General features: G+C 69.8%; 20 protein-coding genes. 9 read left to right on the top strand and 11 right to left on the bottom strand.

Annotation, left to right across the window (positions count from 1 at the left end):
• The first annotated feature begins 92 nt into the window (after positions 1 to 92).
• Together mftR and GH740_RS00455 are read left to right on the top strand one after the other, a co-directional pair.
• Positions 93 to 719, top strand: a complete 627-nt coding sequence (gene mftR / locus GH740_RS00460; RefSeq protein WP_216644872.1) for a mycofactocin system transcriptional regulator — start codon at positions 93 to 95, stop codon at positions 717 to 719.
• Positions 695 to 2,152, top strand: a complete 1,458-nt coding sequence (locus tag GH740_RS00455; RefSeq protein ID WP_153744172.1) for a GMC family oxidoreductase — start codon at positions 695 to 697, stop codon at positions 2,150 to 2,152. Before mftR ends, GH740_RS00455 begins: the two co-directional genes overlap by 25 nt.
• A gap of 7 nt (positions 2,153 to 2,159) precedes the next feature.
• Here the strand turns inward: GH740_RS00455 and mftD are convergent, their stop codons facing one another.
• From mftD to GH740_RS00430, 5 genes are all read right to left on the bottom strand, one after another.
• Positions 2,160 to 3,365 carry a pre-mycofactocin synthase MftD gene (gene mftD / locus GH740_RS00450; protein ID WP_367640108.1) on the bottom strand — a complete coding sequence of 402 codons (1,206 nt, stop codon included), beginning with the start codon at positions 3,363 to 3,365 and terminating at the stop codon, positions 2,160 to 2,162.
• Position 3,366: 1 nt separating this feature from the next.
• Positions 3,367 to 4,614, bottom strand: coding sequence for a mycofactocin radical SAM maturase (mftC, locus tag GH740_RS00445; RefSeq protein WP_172978229.1), 1,248 nt, complete (start codon positions 4,612 to 4,614; stop codon positions 3,367 to 3,369).
• Positions 4,611 to 4,886, bottom strand: a complete 276-nt coding sequence (mftB, locus tag GH740_RS00440; protein WP_153744171.1) for a mycofactocin biosynthesis chaperone MftB — start codon at positions 4,884 to 4,886, stop codon at positions 4,611 to 4,613. The genes mftC and mftB overlap by 4 nt, the downstream gene beginning before the upstream one ends.
• 10 nt (positions 4,887 to 4,896) lie before the next feature.
• Positions 4,897 to 4,992, bottom strand: a complete 96-nt coding sequence (gene mftA, locus GH740_RS00435) for a mycofactocin precursor MftA (protein WP_153744170.1) — start codon at positions 4,990 to 4,992, stop codon at positions 4,897 to 4,899.
• 329 nt (positions 4,993 to 5,321) lie between these two features.
• Entirely contained in the window at positions 5,322 to 6,521 is a 1,200-nt protein-coding gene (locus GH740_RS00430) for a pyridoxal phosphate-dependent aminotransferase (protein ID WP_367640105.1), read from the bottom strand.
• Between the two features lie 120 nt (positions 6,522 to 6,641).
• Here GH740_RS00430 and GH740_RS00425 point away from each other — a divergent pair, with 120 nt between their 5' ends.
• Both GH740_RS00425 and GH740_RS00420 read left to right on the top strand, forming a co-directional pair.
• Positions 6,642 to 8,342, top strand: a complete 1,701-nt coding sequence (locus GH740_RS00425; RefSeq protein ID WP_153744169.1) for an acyl-CoA dehydrogenase — start codon at positions 6,642 to 6,644, stop codon at positions 8,340 to 8,342.
• A 103-nt stretch (positions 8,343 to 8,445) separates the two neighbouring features.
• On the top strand, positions 8,446 to 9,357 hold the full coding sequence (locus tag GH740_RS00420; RefSeq protein WP_153744168.1) for a hypothetical protein: 912 nt from the start codon (positions 8,446 to 8,448) through the stop codon (positions 9,355 to 9,357).
• A 99-nt stretch (positions 9,358 to 9,456) separates the two neighbouring features.
• Here the strand turns inward: GH740_RS00420 and aceB are convergent, their stop codons facing one another.
• A complete protein-coding gene (aceB, locus tag GH740_RS00415) occupies positions 9,457 to 11,064 on the bottom strand; it encodes a malate synthase A (protein WP_153744862.1) in 1,608 nt (535 codons plus the stop codon).
• Positions 11,065 to 11,154: 90 nt separating this feature from the next.
• Entirely contained in the window at positions 11,155 to 12,465 is a 1,311-nt protein-coding gene (gene aceA / locus GH740_RS00410) for an isocitrate lyase (RefSeq protein WP_153744167.1), read from the bottom strand.
• A gap of 122 nt (positions 12,466 to 12,587) precedes the next feature.
• Here aceA and GH740_RS00405 point away from each other — a divergent pair, with 122 nt between their 5' ends.
• The 5 genes from GH740_RS00405 (at position 12,588) to GH740_RS00385 (ending at position 18,076) form a co-directional block, all read left to right on the top strand.
• Positions 12,588 to 14,066 carry a helix-turn-helix transcriptional regulator gene (locus GH740_RS00405; protein WP_253941146.1) on the top strand — a complete coding sequence of 493 codons (1,479 nt, stop codon included), beginning with the start codon at positions 12,588 to 12,590 and terminating at the stop codon, positions 14,064 to 14,066.
• A gap of 406 nt (positions 14,067 to 14,472) precedes the next feature.
• Positions 14,473 to 15,438: an ABC transporter substrate-binding protein gene (locus GH740_RS00400; protein WP_172978227.1), complete on the top strand. Its 966-nt coding sequence runs from the start codon at positions 14,473 to 14,475 to the stop codon at positions 15,436 to 15,438.
• Between the two features lie 192 nt (positions 15,439 to 15,630).
• Positions 15,631 to 16,446: an ABC transporter permease gene (locus GH740_RS00395; protein ID WP_367640101.1), complete on the top strand. Its 816-nt coding sequence runs from the start codon at positions 15,631 to 15,633 to the stop codon at positions 16,444 to 16,446.
• Positions 16,443 to 17,228, top strand: coding sequence for an ABC transporter permease (locus GH740_RS00390; protein WP_216644871.1), 786 nt, complete (start codon positions 16,443 to 16,445; stop codon positions 17,226 to 17,228). Before GH740_RS00395 ends, GH740_RS00390 begins: the two co-directional genes overlap by 4 nt.
• A 2-nt stretch (positions 17,229 to 17,230) precedes the next feature.
• Positions 17,231 to 18,076, top strand: a complete 846-nt coding sequence (locus GH740_RS00385) for an ABC transporter ATP-binding protein (RefSeq protein WP_153744165.1) — start codon at positions 17,231 to 17,233, stop codon at positions 18,074 to 18,076.
• Here the strand turns inward: GH740_RS00385 and GH740_RS00380 are convergent.
• The 4 genes from GH740_RS00380 to GH740_RS00365 all read right to left on the bottom strand — a co-directional run bounded on the left by GH740_RS00380 (position 18,073) and on the right by GH740_RS00365 (position 22,085).
• Positions 18,073 to 18,633: a MarR family winged helix-turn-helix transcriptional regulator gene (locus GH740_RS00380; RefSeq protein WP_172978226.1), complete on the bottom strand. Its 561-nt coding sequence runs from the start codon at positions 18,631 to 18,633 to the stop codon at positions 18,073 to 18,075. The genes GH740_RS00385 and GH740_RS00380 overlap by 4 nt on opposite strands.
• A 73-nt stretch (positions 18,634 to 18,706) precedes the next feature.
• Positions 18,707 to 19,648 (bottom strand): NADP-dependent oxidoreductase, encoded by a 942-nt coding sequence (locus tag GH740_RS00375; protein ID WP_153744163.1) that lies wholly within the window; start codon positions 19,646 to 19,648, stop codon positions 18,707 to 18,709.
• Positions 19,649 to 19,651: 3 nt separating this feature from the next.
• Positions 19,652 to 21,115 (bottom strand): NAD(P)/FAD-dependent oxidoreductase, encoded by a 1,464-nt coding sequence (locus GH740_RS00370; protein ID WP_216644870.1) that lies wholly within the window; start codon positions 21,113 to 21,115, stop codon positions 19,652 to 19,654.
• Positions 21,116 to 21,209: 94 nt separating this feature from the next.
• On the bottom strand, positions 21,210 to 22,085 hold the full coding sequence (locus GH740_RS00365) for an alpha/beta fold hydrolase (RefSeq protein ID WP_153744161.1): 876 nt from the start codon (positions 22,083 to 22,085) through the stop codon (positions 21,210 to 21,212).
• Between the last annotated feature and the right edge of the window lie 36 nt (positions 22,086 to 22,121).

Genomic DNA, 22,121 nt, shown 5'->3' with positions numbered 1-22,121 from the left:
GGGGTAGCTTACTGGCATCCGGTGCCACATCCCGGCCATCCGGTGCCAGAGCCGGCCGGTCGCGGCATCCCGCACAGACAGAAGGGACGACGGTGTCCGCTCCGTACGCCATCGGCACGCGCCGCGGCCGCGCGCCCTCGACGACGCGGGCCGAGCTCGCCCGGATCGGACTGGACCTCTTCATCGCCCGCGGATTCGACGCGGTCACGGTGGAGGATGTCGCCGCCGCCGCCGGTATCGGGCGCCGCACGTTCTTCCGGTACTTCCCCTCGAAGAACGACCTCGCCTGGGGCGACTTCGGCGCGCTGCTGGACGAGTTCCGCGCCCGCCTGGCTGCGGCCCCGGACGACCAGCCGATGATCGAGGCGATCCGCGACGCCGTGCACCGCTTCAACGACGTGCCTGCCGACGAACGGGACCGCCACCGGCATCGCATGCAGATCCTGCTCGGCACCCCCGGTCTCGTCGCGCACTCCACGGTCCGCTACGCCGCCTGGCGCGCCGTCATCGCCGACTTCGTCGCCCGCCGCCGCGGCGTGCCCGCCCACGAGGCGCTGCCGCAGGCGGTGGCCTGGGCGTGCCTGGGCATCTCGCTGTCGGCCTACGAGCAGTGGCTGATGGCGCCCGAAGCCGACCTGCTCGCCGTGATCGACGCCGCGTTCCGCGGGCTGCGCGAAGTGTTCTCGGACGTCGCATGGGACGGCGGGCCGCGCCGGTGACCTCCCGCCGCGTCGTCATCGTCGGGGCGGGCGCCTCCGGCATCCCGCTCGCCGCGCGCCTGGGCGCCCAGGGGGACCACGTCGTGCTCCTCGAGGCCGGCACGGCGCACATGCCGGACGCGGCATGGACCGTCCGCGGGGGAATGCCCGACCTGCCCTCGACGTGGACGTACGACGCCGAGCTCGTGCCCGGCCGTCCGTGGCGCATCGCCCGGGGGCGGATGCCGGGCGGCAGCACGGCGGTCAACGGTGCCGTGTTCCAGCGTCCGCACCCCGACGACTTCGCCTCCTGGGCGGCGACAGCCGGCGCGCCGTGGTCGTACGAGGCGTGCCTTCCCGCGCTGCGGCGGCTCGAGTCCGACCGCGATTTCCCGGACGCACCCGTGCACGGGCGCAGCGGCCCCGTCCCCGTGCAGCGCACCGGCGCCGACGACCCGCTCACCCGTGCGTTCCTCGCGGCCGTCGTCGCCGCCGGCGCGGTCCGCGAGGCGGACAAGAACGGCGGCGGGCCTTCCGGAGTCGGGCTCGTCCCGCGCAACGCGGTCGGCGCGGACCGGTGGAGCGTCGACCGCGCCTACGCGCCGCTGCTGGCCGCGGCGTCCGTGGAGGTCCGGCCCGGCGCGACCGCGCAGCGCATCCGCTTCCAGGGGCGCCGCGCGGTGGGCGTCGACGTCGTGGTCGACGGCATCCACGAGTTCGTGGCCGCAGACGAGGTCGTGCTGTGCGCAGGCGCCATTGAGACGCCGCGGCTGCTGCTGCGATCCGGAGTGGGGGATGCCGCCGCCTGCGATCCCGCGGCCGCGCACGTCCTCGCGCGCCGCGGCGTGGGCCGCAACCTCTCCGACCACGCCGCGATCGACGTGTCGTGGCGGCTGCGGGGCACGCCGCCCGCGCTCGGCGCGGCGTGGACCGCGGCGTGGAACGCGCCCGCGGGGACCGTGGCCGGGCTCGGTGTCGAGATGCTCCTCGCGGTGCTGCCGACGGCGGCGATTCTCACCGGCGACGCGACCGCGACCGGCGCGCTCGACCTGCGGGTCACCCTCGCCGAGCCGCTGTCGCGCGGCGCGGTGACGCTCGGCCCCGCGTCCATGGTGCGGTACGGCTACCTGTCGCACGACATCGAGCGCGCCGCGCTGCGCGCCGCGGTCCGGGCCGCCGACGGCATCCTCCGCTCGAGCGAGATGGCCGACCTCGTCGCGTGGGTGGCACCCGAGCCGGGGCCGCTGGGCACTGCGCTGCACTCGTGCGGCACTGCGCGGATGGGGGCCGCGGAGGACCCGGACGCCGTCGCCGACGCGCACGGACGCGTCCACGACACCGAGAATCTGCGGATCGCGGACGCGTCCCTGCTGCCGCACGTCCCCTCGCGCGGCACGGCGCTCGCGGCGGTCCTGATCGGCGAGCGGATCGCCGAGCTGATGGCCGCGGAGTGAACCCGCGCTAGGCGGACACCGCGGGGACGTCCTCCGTGCGCGGAACGCCGAGCCGCCGGGTGAACCCGGGCGGGATCCACAGGTCCTCCGGCCGCAGATCGTGGACGCTCCCGCGGCCGAGGCCGTACAGCGCGGAGTCGAGGCCACCGCGCAGGATGTCGAGCACGTTCTCCACACCCGCCTGGCCGTTCGCCGCCAGCCCCCACAGGTACGCGCGGCCGATCAGCACGGCCTTCGCGCCCAGCGCGAGCGCCTTCGCGACATCCCCGCCGCGGCGGATCCCGCCGTCCAGGAGCACCTCGACCTCGTCGCCCACGGCCGCGGCGATGTCCGGCAGCAGCCGGATCGACGCGGGCGTGGAGTCGAGGTTGTTGCCGCCGTGGTTCGACACCGAGATAGCGGTCATCCCGACATCCACCGCCCGGCGGGCGTCATCGAGGCGCGAGATGCCCTTCAGCATCATCGGGCCGTCCCACAGGCCACGCACCCATGCGAGGTCCTCCCACGTGGGCGGCGGCGTCGACATCCACTCGCCGTACGCGCCGAAGAACGTCGGGGCCGGCTCGTCGCCGACGACGAGGTTCGGGACGGACAGGTCCGGGATGCCGCGCCGCACGAACCGGAGCGCCCAGCCGGGCCGCGCGATGGCGGTGGGCACGTAGCCGAGCAGCGTCTTCAGCGACACGCGCTCGGGGATGTGCGGGCTCCCCCAGTCGCGGCCGTGCGAGAACGACCAGTCCAGGGTGAGGATGATCGCCCTCGCGCCGGCGGCGCGGGCGCGCTCGAGGCGCTTCGCGATGATGTCGCGACCGCCCTGCCAGTACACCTGGTAGTGCAGCGGGGCGCCGGCGGCGGCCACCTCCTCGACGGACTTGCTCGCGAACGAGCTCAGCGACATCGCTATGCCGCGGGCCGCCGCCGCGCGGGCCACGGCGACCTCGCCGTCGGGGTCGACCGCCTGGACGCCGGTGGGGCTTATCACGACCGGGAAGGACTGGTCGACGCCGAGGACCGTTGTGGTCAGGTCCCGCTGCGCGGGGAGCCCGGCCACGTGCGGCGACATCCCGAGCTCGCTGAAGGCGGCGGTGTTGTCGGCGTAGGTGACGCCCTTCTCGGATCCCGCGAGCAGCGCGGAGTAGACCGACGCCGGGAGGCGCCGCTGCGCACGTCGCTGGGCCTCGGCGACGGTCTCGAACCAGGCATTCCGTGCCACGTCAGTGTGTTCCCTTCAGGCCGGCGATGTACTCGGCGACGGGGCTCTCCTCGCACGCCGACACGGGCGGGGCGGCCGGCCGCATCCGCTGCAGCGTCACGGGCACCGGCCGCGACCCGCCGCGGGGCCGCGGCGGGGAGGTCCGGTGCGAGCGGTCCACGCTCGGCTTCGGACGCGTGCGGTCGGTGCGGGCGAGCGCCTCTTCGCCGAAGCCGCGCACGCACTCCGGGTCGGGGCCGTCCAGCGGCAGGCCGGTGAAGAACTTCGCCGCCATGCATCCGCCCTTGCATGTGTCGAAGAACTGGCAGCTGCGGCATGCGCCGCCGGACTGTGGGGCGCGCAGCTTCGCGAACAGGGCGGAGTCGCGCCATACCGTGCCGAACCCGCCGTCGCGGATCGACCCCGCGAGGAACTCCTCGTGGATCGCGAACGGGCAGGCGTACACGTCGCCGATCGGGTCGATCAGGCAGACCACGCGGCCCGCGCCGCACAGGTTCAGCCCGGGCAGAGATTCGCCGAGCGCGGACAGATGGAAGAACGAGTCGCCGGTGAGCACTTCGTCGGCGTGCCGCACCAGCCACTCGTAGAGCTCGCGCTGCTGATCCTGGGTCGGGTGCAGCTCGTTCCACACGTCGGCGCCGCGCCCGGCCGGCCGCAGCCGGGTCAGGCGCAGCTGCGCGCCGTAGCGGTCGGCGATGGCCTTGAACTCGTCGAGCTGGCCGATGTTCGTGCGCGTGCACACCACGGACAGCTTCAGCCGCGTCATCCCGGCCGAAAAGAGCCGCTCCAGGGCGCGGATCGCAAGGTCGAACGAGCCCGGCCCGCGGATGGCGTCGTTGACCTCCGCGGTGGCGCCGTCGAGCGAGATCTGGATGTCGACGTAGTCGTTCTGCGCGAGCCGGGCAGCGATCTCGTCGGTGATGCGCACGCCGTTCGTGGAGAACTTCACGCCGACGTCGTGGCTGGTGGCGTAGTCGACGATCTCCCAGAAGTCGGCCCGCACCGTCGGCTCGCCGCCGCCGATGTTCACGTAGAACACCTTCATCCGCTGCAGCTCGTCGATCACGGCCTTGCACTCCTCGGTGCTCAGCTCCCGCGGATCGCGTCGCCCGGATGCGGACAGGCAGTGCACGCACGACAGGTTGCATGCGTACGTCAGCTCCCACGTGAGGCAGATCGGCGAGTTCAGCCCGGTCTCGAAGTGGTCGACAAGGCGCATAGGCCTCGGCGGCGGGGCGATGAGGGTCATGCGGCCTCCTCGACGAGCATGTCCGATGCGCACAGGGTCTGCAGTGCGCGCAGGTACTGGGGGAAGTCGGCCTCGGGCACGCCGGCGGCGTGCAGGGCCTGGTCCACGGTGGATGCCGCGGTCATCTGCTCGACGACGGCCAGCAGTTGGGGGGATTTCAGGAAGGAGAGCTGACGCGTGCCGAAGTGGTACAGCAGCGCGCCGAACGGCTCGGGCCGCACGGAGACGCGGGGGTGCAGGCGCAGCGAGCTCTCCAGAGTGAGCTCGGACATGGATGTCGGCTCAGTAGACGCCGCACATGCCGTCGATCGAGACCTCTTCGACGAGCGACTCGGCCTCGACCTCGGCGGCGTCCGTCTGCGTGGTGGTGGTGTCCATGGCGACATCCTCTCTGAAGCGGCCTCGCGCCGTGTCCGACGCTTCAATGGCATCCAGTGCCATTGATGTTCTGAACACTATCCAGCACCGGCGGCGATCCGTCAAGGGCGCGGCCCCGGTTCGTGCGCACGGGAACGCTCGCCCGCCGGTCGTGTCGTGTCGCGTGGCGTGTTCAGGTCGCAGGACGATGCGGCGCAGCATCCGCGACACGCCGGGGACGCGGCGGGCCGGCACAGGTTTGTCCTGCGAGCCGGACAGCGGATGCCGCGGGTTCGAGCGTGTACCGGACGCGGGATGCCGCGACAGTAAGAGCAGGAGCTGCGGCCGCGCTACGCGAACAGGCGCTGGAGGCGCCGCACGCCCTCCAACAGCTGGTCGTCCCCGAGCGCGTACGACAGCCGCAGATAGCCGCTCGGCCCGAACGCCTCACCGGGCACGACGGCGACCTCGGCGCGGTCCAGGATGAGATCGGCCAGCTCCAGCGATGTGGTGGGCGTGTGCCCGGCCCAGGTGCGGCCGAGCAGTTCCCGCACGTCGGGGTAGACATAGAAGGCGCCGTGCGGGGTGGGCACAGTGACGCCGTCGATCTTCGACAGCTCCGCAACGACGAGCCGGCGCCGCCGGTCGAACGCCTGGCGGAACCCCTCCGCCTCGTCCTGCGGCCCGTTCAGCGCGGCGATGGCGGCCCGCTGCGCGATGTTGTTGACATTGCTGCACAGGTGCGACTGCAGGTTCGCGGCCAGGCCGATGGCGTCGCGAGGCCCGACCATCCACCCCAGGCGCCACCCGGTCATCGCGTACGTCTTGGCGACGCCGTTGACGAGGATCGTCTGGCCCGCGACATCCGGGACCGCCTCCACGATCGAGGTGGCCTTCACGCCGTCGTAGACGAGGTTCTGGTAGATCTCGTCGGAGATGACCCAGATCCCGTGCTCGAGTGCCCACCGGCCGATAGCGGCGGTCTCCTCGGGCGTGTACACCGAACCGGTGGGGTTCGAGGGCGACACGAACACGAGCGCCGTGGTCTTGGTGGTGCGGGCGGCCTCGAGCTGGTCGACGGTGACCTTGTAGTCCTGGTCGGCGCCGGCGAACACCTCGACCGGCGTGCCGTCGGCGAGCCGGATCGCCTCGGGGTAGGTGGTCCAGTACGGCGCCGGCAGCAGCACTTCGTCGCCGGGGTTCACGATCGCCTGGAATGCCTGGTACACGGCCTGCTTGCCGCCGTTGGTCACGATGACCTGGGCCGGGTCCACGTCAAGGCCCGAGTCGCGCAGCGTCTTCGCGGCGATCGCCTGCCGCAGTTCGGGCAGGCCGGCCGCCGGCGTGTAGCGGAAGTTCTTCTGGTCGCGCAGGGCCTCGGCCGCGGCATCCACGACGAACTGCGGCGTGGCGAAGTCCGGCTCGCCGGCGGCGTACGAGATGACGGGCTTGCCCTGGGCCTTCAGGGCCTTCGCCTTCGCGTCGACCTTGAGAGTCGCCGACTCGGCGATCGCGGACAGTTTGCGGGACAGGGGTGCGCGTTCGGTCACCCCTTCAGGGTATCCCGCGCGCGGTCACCGCAGTGCGGCGGTTCCGGCGCCGTCGGCCCCGTCATTGACACTGAGTATCGCGTAGAATGGTTCTCAGTCCCAACGCGTGAGGAGAACCCGATGGCCGCCGAATCGTCCTACATCCCGCCCGTCGCCGATTACGCGTTCCTGTACCGGGAGGCGTTCGGCCTCGACCTGCCCGCCCGGGCGACCGACGGCGCGCTCACCGCCACCGACGCCACCGAGATCGTCGGCGCGGCCGGCGCGTTCGCCGCCTCGGTGCTCGCACCGCTGCAGACCGTGGGCGACCGGGTCGGCGCGCGGCTGGTCGACGGCGATGTGCGGCTGCCGGACGGGTACGCTCAGGCGTACGGCGCGATGGTGGAGGCGGGCTGGATCACCGCCGAGGCGCCGGTCTCCGCCGGGGGAGACGGCCTGCCCGGCAGCGTCCGCGCCGGGCTCGGCGAGATCTGGAACGCCTCGAACGCCGCGTTCGCGCTGTGCTGGCTGCTCACCGCCGGGCAGATCCACGCACTGGATGCCGCGGCATCCGACGAGATCCGCGAGACGTTCCTCACGAAGCTCGTTCAGGGCCGGTGGACCGGCACGATGAACCTCACCGAGCCGGATGCCGGCACCGACCTGGGCGCTATCCGCACGACGGCGACGCCCCGCCGCGACGGCACGTGGGCAATCCGCGGACAGAAGATCTTCATCACCTGGGGCGACCACGACATCGCGGAGAACATCGTGCACCTGGTCCTCGCGCGGACGCCGGATGCACCGGCGGGCGCGAAGGGGCTGTCGCTGTTCGTCGCGCCGCGGCTCCTCGTCAACCCCGACGGCACGCTCGGCGCGCGCAACGCGATCACCACGGTGGCGATCGAGCACAAGCTGGGCATCCACGGCAGCCCCACGTGCGTGCTGTCGTACGAGGATGCCACCGGGTACCTCGTCGGCGAGGTCGGCGGGGGACTGGCCGGCATGTTCGTGATGATGAACTCCGCCCGCACCGGGATGGGGTTCCAGGCGACGGGCATCGCCGACCGCGCGTACCAGCAGGCCGCCGCGTACGCCGCGCAGCGCCGACAGGGCGCCGTCGTCGGCCGGCCCGCCGACGCGCCGATCGCCGAGCACCCCGACGTGCGCCGGCTGCTGCTGTCGATGTCGAGCTCGATCTTCGCTATGCGCGCGCTCGGCGTGTACACCGCCGACCTGTTCGACCGGGGCGACGGCCTCGCCGAGTTCTTCGTCCCGATCCTGAAGGGATGGACGACCGAGGATGCCGTGACGGTGACCTCCGACGCGATCCAGGTGCACGGCGGCATGGGATTCATCGAGGAGACCGGCGTCGCGCAGCACTATCGCGACGCCCGGATCATGCCGATCTACGAGGGCACCACGGCGATCCAGTCCAACGACCTCGTCGGCCGCAAGATCGTTCGCGACGGCGGCGCGCTGGCCGAGGAGCTGTTCGGCCGGATCGAGCAGACCATCGCGCAACTGGGCGATCACCCGATCGCGCAGCGCACCGCCGAGCGGCTCACCCGGGCGGTCGCGGCATCCCGCCGCGCCACCTCGGCACTGCTCGAATTCACGGCGCCCCGGGACCCGTTCGCGGTGAGCGTGCCGTACCTCATGCTCCTGGGCACGCTCGCCGGCGGCTGGATGCACGCGCTCGCCGTCGTCGCGGTGCTTGCCCACGACGAGGCGTCGGCGGAGGATGCCGCGCGCCTGACGGCCGCGGACTTCTACGGCGCGCATCACCTGCCGCGCGTGCACATGCTCGCCGAGACAGTCGCGGCGGGCGAGATCGCCTGATCCCGGGCGGCCGGGCGCCAGGGGCCTGAGAACGATTCGGTGACGAAAGCAGGCCGCACGCGCGCGGCGGGCTACACTCCTGGCAACCGTGCGGAGGAGAGGCATGCGCAGACTCGCGGCGAGCCTGATCGGCGTGTTCGTCCTGCTGCTGGCCGGCTGTGCCGGTGTGCCCGGCGCGGTGACGCCGCGTCCCGACGCGACGCCGGTGGAGGCGTTCGGGTGCGGGGTCCCGGATCCCGGAACACCGGCGGGGGCGGTCCCTGCCGCGTTCGCGCCCGTCGCGGCCTACCTCTGCGACCCGTACGCGATGCAGGACGATGCGCAGGGCACCTGGTCGGGGTCCCGGCTGACCCGCTACGAGGGCGACCTGGGGCCGCTGCTGGCGGCGTTGGCCGAGCCGGACGAGCCGGCATTCGGCGGCGCGTGTCCTGCGATCGGGTTCGCCGGTCCGCTGCTGTGGCTCGGGGACGCCGGCGGCCGGTTCGTGCACGCGGCGTACCCGGCAACCGGTTGCGGGATGCCGCGCACCGACGCCGTGTTCGCCGCGTTGGATGCGCTCACCGTCGTCGACGAGCACTTCGAACCCGCCCAGCTGGTGGACTCGGCCGCCGCGCGCCGCGACGGCTGCCCGACGACGGCGAGCCCGCTCGTGCGGCTCGGACATTCCGCCGGCGCCGTACCCGACCTGCCCGACGGCGAGCAGATCACGCTGTGCCGCTACGAGGCTGACCTGCCGGCATCCGATGCTCCGGACGCGGCGGTGTCCTCGCCCGTGTTCGCGGGTTCGACGGCGCTCGATGCGAGGGCGGTCGCGGCGCTCCGGGATGCCGCGGGTGCCCTGGCTGCGCCGGCGGCCTGCAGCAACGCGGCATCCCGCTACGTCGTCCTCGTCCCGCGCGCCGCGGCCGACGGCGCGACGGTGATCGTCGAGCTCGACGGATGCCGGCGCCTCATCGACCGCGCCCACCGCGCCTACGTCGCCCCCGCCGCGCTCCTCGCGCTGCTGGGCGGCTAGCGCGCTCGCCCGGCGACCACAGACATCCAAATCCCCGTCCCGCGATGCCGCATCGCTGCCACGAAGCGACACCACGGGACGGGAAGTCGCGCCCCGGCTTCACTCCTCGACGAGGAACCGCGCGTACGCGCCCTGGGTGAGAAACGCCGGGAACTCCTCGCGCAGCGCGACCTCGCGGAACACCTCCACGGCATCCTCGAACCGGTCGCCGTCGAACCGCGGGACCGAAGCGAGCGCCTCGTCCACGAGCTGCGACACCCACTCGCGGGTGATCGCCGTGCCCTCGGCGGTCACGCAATCCTGGTGGATCCACTGCCAGATCTGGGAGCGCGAGATCTCGGCGGTCGCGGCATCCTCCATCAGATTGTCGATGGCGACGGCACCGGTCCCGCGCAGCCAGGCCTCGATGTAGCGGATGGCGACCGACACGTTGCCCTGCACGCCGGCCTCGGTGATCGGACGGCCGACGCGCAGGTCGATCAGCTGCGCCGCCGACACGTCGACGTCGTCGCGCTGCCGGTCGATCTGGTGCGGCCGGTCGCCGAGCACCGCGTCGAACGCGGCCTGCGCGGCGGGGATCAGGTCGGGGTGCGCCACCCAGGTGCCGTCGAACCCGTCGCCGGCTTCGCGCTCCTTGTCGGCGGTGACTTTCTGCAGCGCCTGCGCGGTCACCTCCGGGTCGTGCCGGTTCGGGATGAACGCGCTCATCCCGCCGATCGCGAACGCCCCGCGGCGGTGGCACGTCTTCACGAGCAACTCCGTGTACGCGCGCATGAAGGGCACCGTCATCGTGACCTCGCTGCGATCGGGGAGCACGAACCGGGGGCCGCGGCCGCGATAATTCTTGATGATCGAGAAGATGTAGTCCCAGCGACCCGCGTTCAGGCCCGCGCAGTGGTCGCGCAGCGCGAACAGGATCTCCTCCATCTCGAACGCCGCCGGCAGCGTCTCGATCAGCACGGTGGCACGGATCGTGCCGTGCGGGATGCCGAGGTACCGCTCGCTGAAGGCGAACACATCGTCCCACAGCGTCGCCTCCTCCGCGCTCTCGAGCTTCGGCAGGTAGAAGTACGGCCCGGTGCCGCCGGCGATCAGCGCGGCCGCGTTGTGGAAGAAGTACAGCCCGAAGTCCACCAGGGACCCGGATGCCGCCATCCGGCGTCCCGCGCGGTCGGTGACGCGGATGTGCTCCTCGGACAGATGCCAGCCCCTAGGTCGCATCACTATCGTCGGGGTGCGCTCGGCGGTGACGCGGTACGCCCTGCCGTCCGGGCTCGTGTACTGAAGGCATCCGCGGATCGCGTCGAACAGCGAGAGCTGGCCCTCGATCACGTTGCGCCACGTCGGGCTCGTCGCGTCCTCCTGGTCGGCCAGCCATACCCAGGCACCGGAGTTCAGCGCGTTGATCGTCATCTTCGGGTCGGTGGGCCCGGTGATCTCCACGCGGCGGTCCTCCAGGCCCGGCGCGGTGCCGGCCACCCGCCAGTGCGGGTCCTCGCGGATGTGGGCGGTGTCGGCGCGGAACTGCGGGTCGTGCCCGCTGCCGATCTCGAACCGGCGGCGCATCCGCTCGGCAAGCCGGTCATGGCGCCGCCCGCCGAAGCGGTCGTGCAGCGCGGACAGGAATGACAGCGCCTCGGGGGTGAGGATCGTCTCGTATCGGTCGCGGGTCGGACCGGTGACGTCGATCTGCGGTGTGTGCGTCATGGTGGGGATGGGGTTCGTCGTGGGCGGGGCGCCCGTCGTGGTGATGCTCATGATCGGTCCTTGTCGTGGTGTCGGTGTGCCCCGGTCGGTCTAGTGGAACTGGGCGGCCTCGGTGGAGCCGGCGAGCGCGAGTGTGGCGCTGTCGGGGTTGAGCGCCTGTGAGACCGCGTCGAAGTAGCCGGTGCCCGCCTCGCGCTGGTGGCGCGTGGCGGTGTACCCGTCGGCTTCGGCGGCGAATTCCGCTTCTTGCAGGTCGACGTAGGCGCTCATGGCGCGCTGCGCATACCCGCGGGCGAGGTCGAACATCGAATGGTTCAGGGCGTGGAAGCCTGCCAGCGTGATGAACTGGAACGCGTAGCCCAGCTCGGCCAGCTCGGCCTGGAACGTGGCTATCTGAGCGTCGTCCAGATACCGCTTCCAGTTGAAGCTCGGCGAGCAGTTGTAGGCGAGCTTCTTGCCCGGGAACTCGGCGTGGATCGCGTTCGCGAACTCGCGGGCGAGGTCGACATCCGGCTCTCCGGTCTCGACCCAGAGCAGGTCCGCGTGCGGGGCGAACGCGAGGCCGCGGGCGATCACCGGATCGATGCCGGGACGCACCCGGTGGAAGCCCTCGGCGGTGCGCTCGCCGGTGAGGAACGGGCGGTCGCGGTCGTCCACGTCGCTCGTGATCAGGTCTGCGGCGAGGGCGTCCGTGCGGGCGATCATGACCGTCGGCACGCCCGCGACATCCGCGGCCAGTCGGGCGGCGTTCAGAGTGCGGATGTGCTGCTGGGTCGGGACGAGCACCTTCCCTCCGAGGTGGCCGCACTTCTTCTCGCTGGCGAGCTGGTCCTCCCAGTGGATGCCGGCGGCGCCGGCCTGGATCATGGCATGGGCCAGCTCGTACGCGTTCAGCGGTCCGCCGAAGCCGGCCTCGGCATCCGCGACGATCGGGGCCAGCCAGTCCTGGGTGACGGCGCCCTCGGCGTGCTCGAGCTGGTCCTGCCGCAGCAGCGCGTTGTTGATGCGGCGCACGACCTGGGGGACCGAGTTGGCGGGGTACAGCGACTGGTCCGGGTAGGTCTGACCGGCGAGGTTGGCGTCGGCGGCGACCTGCCAGCCAGACAGGTAGATCGCCTTCAGTCCGGCACGCACCTGCTGGACGGCCTGGCCGCCGGTGTAGGCGCCCAGCGCGCGGACGTAATCCTGCGTGTGGATCAGGTTCCACAGGTTCTCCGCTCCGCGGCGCGCGAGCGTGCTCTCCTCGCGGACGGTGCCGCGCAGGCGGACGACGTCCTCGGCGGTGTAGGTGCGACGGATGCCGTCCCACCGCGGGTCCGCGTCCCAGGCTTCCTGAAGCTCGGCGGCGGTCTGGACCTGGTCGCCCACGCGGAGGGGACCGGTGCTGGGGGAGATGGTCATGGTGTGCTCCTTCGTGTCGGGACGGGCCGTGTGGGACAACTCTGCGGGAACTTCAACCCGCTCTACGACCAGATCTGGGGAGAAATTATCGGGAACTTCTGTTTCTGTGAGACCATCGCGAGATGCACGATGCAATGGACCGGGAAACGGCGGTGGCCGCGGGTGACGATGAGACGGTGGACGCACTGACGATCGGACGCCGCATCCGCCAGGTGCGCGCGGCGCAGGGTCTGCGGCTCGAGGAGCTCGCGGCCGCGGTGGGGCGCGCGCCGAGCCAGCTGTCGATGATCGAGAACGGGCGGCGCGAACCGAAGCTCACGCTGCTGCAGGCGATCGCCCGGGCCCTCAGCACGACGCTCGAGGCCCTGTTGGCATCCGAGCCTCTGGATGAACGGGCGCAGCGCGAAGTGGCATTGGAGCGGGCGATGCGGGGTCAGACGTTCCGGACCCTGGGGATCTCGCCGTTCCGGATTCCCCGGTCGATCCCGGATGACGTGCTGGATGCGCTGCTGTCACTGCACGGAGAGATCGAGCGGCTCAAGGATGAGCGGGCGGCGACGCCGGAGGAGGCGCGTCGGGCGAATCTGGCGCTGCGGCGGCTGATGCGCACCCAGGACAACTACTTCCCCGATCTGGAGGAGCAGGCGCGCCGCATCCTGACGGCGGTGAATCACCCGGGCGGGCCGCTGACGCAGCGCACCGCGTCGGACATCGCCGCGTACCTCGGCTTCACGCTGCACTACGTCGCCGATCTCCCGCAGACCACCCGCAGCGTCGCGGATCTCAAGAACGGGCGGCTGTACCTGTCCAACCGGCTCACCGCGAAGGGCGACCCGCGCACGGCGGTGCTGCAGGCGCTGTGCAGCCGGATCCTCGGACATGGCGAGCCCACCGGCTATGCCCAGTTCCTGCGGCAGCGCGTGGAGACGAACTATCTGACCGGGGCGCTGCTGATCCCGGAGGGTCACGCGGTGCCGTTCCTGCAGGATGCCAAGAAGGACCGCGCGATCTCGATCGAGGATCTCCGCGACGCGTACTCGGTGTCGTACGAGACGGCCGCGCACCGGTTCACGAACCTGGCCACGCGGCACCTCGGTATCCGGGTCCACTTCCTGAAGGTGCACGAGTCGGGCACCATCACGAAGGCCTACGAGAACGACGATGTCGACTTCCCCGCCGACCGGCTGGGCGCTATCGAGGGGCAGTTGTGCTGCCGCACGTGGACCAGCCGCGTCGTGTTCGACGTCGACGACCACTTCAATCCGTACTACCAGTACACCGACACCAGCGCCGGGACGTACTGGTGCACGGCGCGCGTCCAGACCTCCAGCGAAGGCGCGCACTCGGTGAGCGTGGGCGTCCGCTTCGACGACACGAAGTGGTTCCTAGGGCGGGACACGCCCCATCGCGCGGTGTCCAAGCACGCCACCGAGGTGTGCTGCAGGCGCGCGCCCGCCGGCCTCGAGGAGGCCTGGCGCGATAACGCGTGGCCGAACGTGAAGACGCCCCGGACTCTGCTGGCGACGTTGCCCACCGGGGCGTTCCCCGGGGTGGACACGACGGACATGTACGAGTTCCTGGAGGCGCACGCGCCGGAGTGACGGCGGGCCCTCACATCTCCCACCTTCCCGTCCGCGGGTTGGCGTGGTGTGCGACTCGCCGCCGCGGGACCGGCGCGGCGAGTCCGCGGAGTGACGATCGAGTCAGAGTTGACAAGTGAACAGACGTAGTTGAGACTGTTCGTGTGCAGCGATGCACGGCAGAAGATCGACGTCCACACCAGAGGTACTCGCGGGTCGGACCGGCATCCCAATACGCAGTGGGGGACGGGCTCGAGGCCGGGCAACGTGGAGGAACCCACACCGCCCGAGCAACCGTGGTGGCGACACATCACGCGTGCGCAGGACGTCATGAACAGGCTCGGTCGGTGAGTCCGACGGACGAAACACAAGCACAGGAATTGGAGCACCAATGAAGTTCATCCAAACCATGCGGTCAAGGGGAGTCGTGGTTGCCGCGGCGATCGCGCTGGTCGCCGCCACTGCGGGATGCGCCGCGGCGGGCTCGGGCCCTGTGGACTCCGGCGCCAAGGAGGCCATCGTCCCGGTGAAGGTCGGAGGCGTCCCGGTAGACGTCCTCGCCCACATCGTCGTCGGCCAGGAGCGCGGCTTCTTCAAGGAGGCCGGGCTGGATGTCGAGCTCGGCTACGCGGGAGGCTCCGCGGCCCTCGTCCCAGCTCTTCTCAACGGCCAGTACGACGTGATCTGGGGTGGACTGCTCACGGGCCTGCAGGCCGTCGACAAGGGCATCCAGCTCCGCGCGATTGCCACTACCAGTTGCAGCACCGGCGTGGCCGGTCATGACCTCTCGGCGATTCTGGCGCGCGCCGACAGCCCCGTGAATTCCGGCGCGGACCTCGGCGGCAAGAAGCTCGCGGTCAATGCCATCAATGGCCCGCACCAAGTGCAGAACGACGTTCTGCTCAGCAAGCGGGGCGTGGATGTGGCCACGGTCCAGTACGTCGAGATCCCCATCCCGAACATGCTTCAGTCGTTGGAGATGAAGCAGGTGGACGCCGTGACGATTCCCGAGCCGTTCCTCACCTCGGCGCTTCAGCAGGGCGGGTTCAAGATCGTGGAGAGCACGCCGAACGCGTGGAACCCGGACATCTGCACGAGTGCGTTCTACGTGATGCAGAAGACCCTGGACGACAAGCCGGCGCTCGTGGAGAAGTTCCTCAACGGCCTGCGCAAGGCATATGCACACAACGCGGAGCACCCGGAGGCCTTCCGTGCGGCCGCGGGATCGATCACGAAGATCGAGCCCGCCGTGCTCAAGGAGATGGCCATCTCGAAGGACAAGTGGGAAGGCCAGGCGGCCGGCATCCGGCACTACGGGAAGGATGTCATGAGCGTCGGCGCGATCAAGAACGCGGAGTCCATCGAGAAACTCATCGCCCCGGTCATGCCGTAGCGAAGCGGTCCTCCGGGGCAGGACCGCACGGACCCTGCTCCGGAGCACGCCGCCGTCCATGGCGGTGCCTTCATCGTGCCGTGAGACCCGAACTCTCCCGGCGCACCGAGCCCGGACCCCACCCGTACGCCGGGATGGCAACGGACGCGTCTGGCGACGAGTCGGAGCGCGAGGAGCATCTGGGAGGATGCTGTGTTACTTACCCTGACCCACGGGAGCACGCCCCGCTTTCGGTACGCGCGACTCGAGCCGTTGGTCCTCGGGCTGGCCGGGCTGCTCGCTCTGGGAGCCCTCCTGGAGTTGCTGCCGGCACTCGGCATCGCGGACGCCCGCTACTTCCCGCCGTTGTCCGTCGTCCTCGACGAGAGCACGCGACTGGTGAGCACGCTGGATTTCTGGGCTGCGATGGGATCGACGATAGTCGGCTGGCTTACGGGCCTGCTGATCGCGATCGTCGCGGGAACCGTGCTGGGAGTGCTGATCGCGACCGTCCCTGTGCTGCACACGCTTCTGACATCGACGATCGAGTTCCTCAGGCCCATCCCTTCCGTGGCGCTCATTCCGCTCGCGGTGCTCCTGTTCGGGACCACCGGCGCGGCAACTCTCGTGATTGTGGTCTACGCCAGCCTCTGGCCGATCCTCATCCAGGTGATCTACGGCGTGCAGGCGATCGACACGGTGGCCACCGATACCGCACGGACCTATCGCATCGGCACTCTCCGGATCCTGCGACGGGTCATCTGGCCGGGCATCCTCTCCTATCTTTTCGTCGGCATTCGGCTGTCCGCCACGATCGCTCTGCTTCTGGAGATCACCGGAGAGCTCGTGATCGGGTCTCCCGGCCTCGGGAAGCTGATCACTGTTGCGTCGCAGTCCGGCGCCTTCTCAACGATGTACTCGCTCGTGTGGATCGCCGCCCTGCTGGGCGTGCTGGTCGGGCTGGGCTCGCGCTACCTGGAGAACAAGTCGATGTTCTGGCATGCCTCGATCCGTGGCGAGGTGATGTGACCGTGCAGCCTCTGATCCTGCTCCGGCGGCTCGCCGTCGCCCTCGCCGTCCCGGTGGCGCTCATCCTCGTCTGGATCGTGGTGGCGTCGGTCGCGCCAAATTCGTTCTGGCCGTCGCCGATCACAATCGCGCTCGTGTTCCCCGAGACCTGGTTCCACGACAGGATGCTCGGAGATGTGGTGCCGACCCTGCTCCGCCTGAGCATCGGGTATCTCGCGGCTCTGGGGATCGGCATCCCGCTGAGCATTGCGATCGGGCTCTCGCGCCGGCTGAACCTCTTGCTCGAGCCGGTGCGCGACCTCCTGCGTGCGGTGCCCCCCACCACCCTCGTCCCGATCATGATCATCTTCGCCGGTATCGGCGACCTCATGAAGGTCATCGTGATCTTCTGGGGTTGCTTCTGGGCCGTGCTTCTCAACGGCATCGAAGGCGTGCGGGGTGTCGACGAGGTGCAGCGCGACACGGCGCGGACATACCGCGTGTCGCGGTGGCGCGTCACCGGTCGCGTCATCCTTCCGGCCGCGACACCCAAGATCGTCGCCGGGGCCAGGCAAGCGCTGTCGATCGGCATCATCATGTCGGTCATCAGCGAGATGTTCGCAGCGAGCAACGGCATTGGGTTCAACATCATCCAGTTCCAGAACACGTTCGCGATACCGGAGATGTGGACCGGGATGCTCATCCTCGGCGTCATGGGGATCGTTCTGAACCTGATCTTCCGCATCGTCGAGCGTCACATGGTCCTGCCGTGGTTCTACGGCATGCAGGAAACGGAGAGATAACCATGTCGAAGAACCCGGACATCCTCAAGGTCTCATCGCTGCGCAAGGTGTATGGAAGCGGCTCGGCCGCTGTGCACGCGATCGGAGACCTGAGTTTTCGCGTGAAGAGCGGTGAGCTGGTCTGCATCGTGGGGCCCTCGGGGGCGGGTAAGACGACCTTCCTGAGATGCGTGGCGGGCCTGTTGACGGCGACGTCTGGCGACATCGAGCTCGACGGCGTCGCGATCGACGGCCCCCCGAAGGATATGGCCGTCGTCTTCCAGGAGTACGGTCGCAGCCTGTATCCGTGGATGACCGTCGCCCAGAACGTCGAGTTCCCCTTGCTCGAGAAGAAGCTCGGCCGCTCCCGCCGCAGCGCACTCGTGTCCGAGGCGCTCGAGGCTGTGGGTCTGGCATCTTCGGCCGCGGCGTATCCCTGGCAGCTTTCGGGGGGAATGCAGCAGCGTGTGGCCATCGCGCGCGCGATCGCGTACGAGCCTCGGCTGCTCATTATGGACGAACCGTTTGCCGCGGTCGATGCGCAGACGCGGGCCGATCTGGAGGATCTGGTCCGTGACCTTTGGAGCAGGTTCGATATCACGGTGCTCTTCGTCACCCACGACATCGACGAGTCGGTCTACCTCGCACAGCGCGTGCTCGTGCTGTCTTCCGCGCCCACCTTCATGCTCGCGGAGGTGGAAATCGACCTCCCCGACGTGCGCGATCAACTCACGACGCGGTCGGACCCGCGCTTCACCGCGCATCGCACACGGATATACCAGCTGATCCAGGAGGCGAAGCACACGAACTGGACCAACCGCGCCGACTGCTCGCCGGCGGATGAGCACGTCACCGTCCCGGCGCCCTAGGCGCTTGAACGGCTGCTCTCCGCTTCGCGATTCTGCTCGTAGCTGTGCAGTCGGGAGGTTGACGAGAGCATCTTCAGCATGAGCTTGTTCACCTGGACGATCTCCTCGGGAGTGAGAGTGCTGTGCACGATGGCCTGCATCTCCAGCGCGACCGTGGCCATTTCGTCATGCATGAGCACGCCGTCGTGCGTCAGGTAGAGATATTGCGAGCGTCGCGTGCCCTCCAGCTGACCGATCAGGCCCCGATCCAACAGCACCCCGACCGCCTTGGAGACCACGGACTTGTTCATCGCAGAGACCGCGCACAACTGGCTCGCCGTGGCCCCCGGATACTTGGTGAGCGCGCTCAGGACCCGCCATTCGTTGGTCCCGAGACCGAAAAGCTGACGGAAGACCTTCGACTGGCCCCAGGTCAAGGTGTTCGCGAGGAGGTTCACGATCGCGGGGGTGTGCTCATCCCGATCGATGGCGTTGGGCAGCACCGTCGTGCTCAGCCCCAGCCGTTCGGCCTCTTCGGTGGTGGCACGCGGCGGCGGCGTGAGGGTTGCGCGTGTCATGTTCCTCCAGAGGTCCTTGCAGATTGTACCGGCGGCGGTCGAGCTGGGGGAGAGCCCGTGAGGCCGCTGCGGATCAGAACGCGAGCACCAGCCTGCCCCGGACACCGCCGGTCTCCATCCGGCGATGGGCGTCTGCGGCGTCCTCAGCCGGCACCTCCTCGGCTTCGCACGGAACGAGCAGGCCATCCTCCGCACGGCCGCGAAGCGTATCAAGCAGATCGGTGCGGTGTGCGTAGTCCGAAACTCGGACCTCGAGCAGGCGGATGCCGCGCGGCGCGGTCGCGTCCCACCGGCGCACCGACGCCATCGCCCCGCCGTCGCGCACGAACGGGAGGACGTGCTCATTCATCACGGCGCCGTCGATGACCCCGTCCACACCGCGCGGCGCGATAGCACGCAGGCGAGCGTGAAGATCGTGGCGTCCGATGACCGCGTGGGCGCCGAGGGTCCGCAGCCGGCCGGCGTCGCGGTCTTCGGCCACCGCGATCGGGAGGATGCCGCGGTCGCGCGCCAACTGCAGCACGTATCCGCCGAGAGCCCCGGCGGCCCCCGTGACCAGGAGGCTCTCGCCCGGAGCCAGCGCGAGGAGGTCGAGCGCCCGCCAGGCGGTCAGCCCGTTCATTGGAATCGTCGCCGCGCGGGAGAGGGGAACGCCTCGCGGAACGTGGGCGGCAGAAGCGGTGGGTACGGCGACGAACTCGGCGTATGCACCGCCGGCGGGTCTGCTGGGCAGGACGATCACCATGGCCTCGTCGCCCTCGGCGAAGCGATCTGCTCCCGGGCCGACCTCGTCCACGATGCCGGCGGCCTCCATGCCCGGGATCTGCGGCGGCGTCCTCTCGGCGATGATGCCCGCGCCCCGCCCCGCTCCCGACCGGACGCTGAGGTCGGCCGGGTTGACGCTCGCGAAGTGTACCCGGACCCGGATCTCCCCCGGGCCGGCGTGCGGTTCAGGCGCCTCGAACGGCCGCAGAACCTCGGGCCCGCCCGGGCTCGCCGCGCCCATGATACGCATGCGTCAGACCCGTTCGACGGAGCGGTGGGACACCTCGTAGCCGTGCGGGGAGAAATGGGAATTCTCGATCAGAAACCGCCGGGCGAAGTCAGGCCACAACGCGGTCAGTCGGCCGCTGCGCTCGTCCACGTACCAGTTGTCGCAGTCCCCCTTCAGCCACACAGTCGACTCGGCACGCCGGTCGATGTCTGCGCCGAACGCGTCCTCCGCCTCCTGGGTCGCTTCCATCCACCGCACGCCATGTTCCCGGGCGTATCGGAGGGCGCCGGATGCATACGAGACCTGACACTCGATCATGAAGATGATCGAGGCCACGATGCTCGAGTTCGGTCCGTTCAGGACGAACATGTTGGGGAACCCGTGAACGCTGAGCCCGGCCAGTGCCTGCTCGCCACCACTCCAGTGATCGGCGAGGAGCTCACCGCCGCGCCCGCGGATTCGGTGCGCGATAGGCATGTCGGCAGCCTCGAAGCCGGTCGCGAAGATGATGACGTCGAGCTCGTGCAGCGAGCCGTCCATGGTGGTCAACCCCACCTCCGTCACCCGCGTGATTGCGTCCGTGACCAGAGAAACGTTGGGGCGGAGGAAGGCGGGGTAATAGTCGTTGCTTCTCAGGGTGCGCTTGCAGCCGAAGCGATAGTCCGGCGTCAGCTTCTCGAGGAGCTCCGGATCGTGGATCTGATCGGCCAGGTGCGCGAGCGCCGTCTGCTCTGCGGTATCGATGAGCGACAGATCGAGTCGCTTCTCGAGGAACAGTGCTTCCGCCCCCCAGTACATATCGGCTCGGATTTGGAGGAGGGTCTCCGGGGCGCGGGCGAACATCCGGCGCTCGGCAACCGTGTATTCGCGTTCCGCCCGGGGCCGGATCCACGGGGCGGACCGCTGGAAGACGGTCAGCTGCGACGCCACCTTCGCGATCTCGGGCACAATCTGCACTGCGGACGCGCCGGTGCCCACGACGCCGATCCGCTTGCCCTTGAAGTCGGCGTCGGGATTCCAGCGCGCGGAGTGGAACAGTTCGCCGCGGAACGTGGCGAGACCTTCGAGCTCCGGCAGCTTCGGATCGGACAGATGGCCCGATGCCGTGATGAGGTTGCGGGCGACGAAACGACCGCGTGTGGTGTCGACGAGCCACTCCTCGGCGTCGTCATCCCATGCGGCCGCCAGGACGTCGGCGTTCAGACGGACATGGCCGATGACACCGGACTCTTCGGCCACGCGCTCCATGTAGGCCAGGATCTCCGGTTGCGTCGCATGCACCCGAGACCACTCTGGGTTCAGCGCGAAGGAATACGAGTAGAGGTGCGAGGGGACATCGCACGCGCATCCCGGGTAGATGTTGTCCCGCCAGGTGCCGCCGATGCCAGAGGCGCGTTCGAGGATGAGGAAGTCGTCGTCGCCATCGACGAGGAGCTGGCGACCCATGGCAATGCCGGCGAAGCCGCTGCCGACGATCAGCGTCGCCACACGCGTGGGTTCGGGAAGACTCCGCGGCGACGTGTCCTTCGTCTCTTGGCTCATTGTCTGCTCTCCTTGTTCTTCCTTGATGGCACTGCGGGCCTCACCGTGCGCGCAGGATGTCGGTCTCCCCGGCGCGAAGCACTTCTCCGGCGGACGTCGCGTTCACATCGTTGATGAACTCGTCGATCATGAAGTAGAGCTCGACGGGGCGTTCCTGCACGATGGCGTGGCCGCCGTCGATCTCGCTGTACCGAGCGTTCTCGATCGCTCCGAACAGCTGCTTGCTGTGCAGTGGCGGCACCATGACATCCTGCTTGCAGGCGATCACGAGCGACGGCGCCGTGATCCTGCTGACGGACGCTGTGATGTCGACGCGGCGGTTCAGGTCCATGATCCGGGGGAGTGCCGGGTCGGTCCAGATGCCGCGGGCTCGCTCGATCCATGCGTCGAAGTCGGCCTGCGGCAGTGAATCGAGGTAGCCGGGGCTGTAGCCGGTGAAGACGGTGAACTCCGCGATCTGTGGCAGCCCGCTGCGAGCGAGCGCGTCCCACGCCGTGTTGCGTAGAAGCTGACTCCGATTCGTCTTCATCCATCCGGAGACCAGCGTCACCGTGAGGATGCGGCTCCCGAGCTCCGCGGCCGCGGCCGCAGCGACCACTGCGCCGAGCGAGTGCCCCACGAGGTGGACGCCGGTCGCCCCTTCCAGACCCGACGCGACGGCCACGACCTGCCGGGCATATCCCTCGACGGTGACCGGCCCATCGCCGAGGGGCACCTGCAGATCGAGGGCCACCACCCGACGCTGCATGGCGAACAGCGGAAAGATCGTTGAAAAGCTCGTCGCGGCGTTGCCCGCGGTGCCGTGCACAAGCAGCACCGGCTCGGCATGGTGCGCGATCGTGCCGCTGTCGTAATACGGCACATCGACGTCGTCGACAGCGACGCGTCCTTCTTTCACGCCGGGGAAAAGCGGCATCTGCGTATACTCCTTCGCCGGTCGCACGAGTGCGGG

This window comes from Microbacterium sp. SYP-A9085 (assembly GCF_009649635.1).
Taxonomy (GTDB): Bacteria; Actinomycetota; Actinomycetes; order Actinomycetales; family Microbacteriaceae; genus Microbacterium.
The sequence above is the reverse complement of the archived record's forward strand: the minus strand, read 5'-3'. Positions and strand labels throughout refer to the sequence as shown.